Below are 627 nucleotides of genomic sequence, written 5' to 3' on the forward strand. Positions count from 1 at the left end.
CATCAATGTACAGGTAGTACTTCGGTTGCGGGCGAACAAACTTATCCCCTGTGATTACAGCTTCTTTGCCTTTATCCATGAAAGCAAAGATCTGAGCCATAAACTCAGTATTATCATTTTCATTATTGAAGTGAGCTCGGCCAGTGGGTTGAAGTCCAAACCTAGCGGGCCAAAACTGTCGTTTCTTGTGCTCGCTGAATAGTATTAGGTCAAGCCCGTGGACACTTTCGCGATAGCCAAGGTTATCAAAATTGCAGGCCGCGACTTTGCCTTTGTACCAGGTGTAAACGATCTGGCGCTGTCGGTCGAAGTATATATCTGCCATTCGAGGTAAGCGGACAAAGTAGATAGTGCCTGCTAGTGAGAGCATTAAAAAAACACAAATGATACCAATTTCTTTGTATGTAGAGACGCGATAGTATTCATCAGTGTATAGCATAATTGCTTTAATATTGTTTATTATTGAACGTTTTCCATCCTCTCCAACGAGAGTGCGATAATACATGTCCCGTTTTTCATCGTACGTTCTCCCTTGTTCACTTCGTTTTTGATTTAATTCGATCATGGAGTAGGCACGCTCAATCATTCCTTGATTAGGTTTTAAACCATTGATCATGTAAAAGGATA

The 627-nt window shown here is 41.3% G+C and carries 1 pseudogene; it reads right to left on the reverse strand.

Features of this window, described 5'->3' with window-relative positions:
- Positions 1 to 565 (reverse strand): annotated as a pseudogene (locus UA76_RS22390) (hypothetical protein); the annotation flags it as partial.
- Positions 566 to 627 lie beyond the last annotated feature (62 nt).

Origin of the sequence: Vibrio mexicanus, from assembly GCF_001012815.1 — a bacterium.
Lineage (GTDB): Bacteria > Pseudomonadota > Gammaproteobacteria > Enterobacterales > Vibrionaceae > Vibrio > Vibrio mexicanus.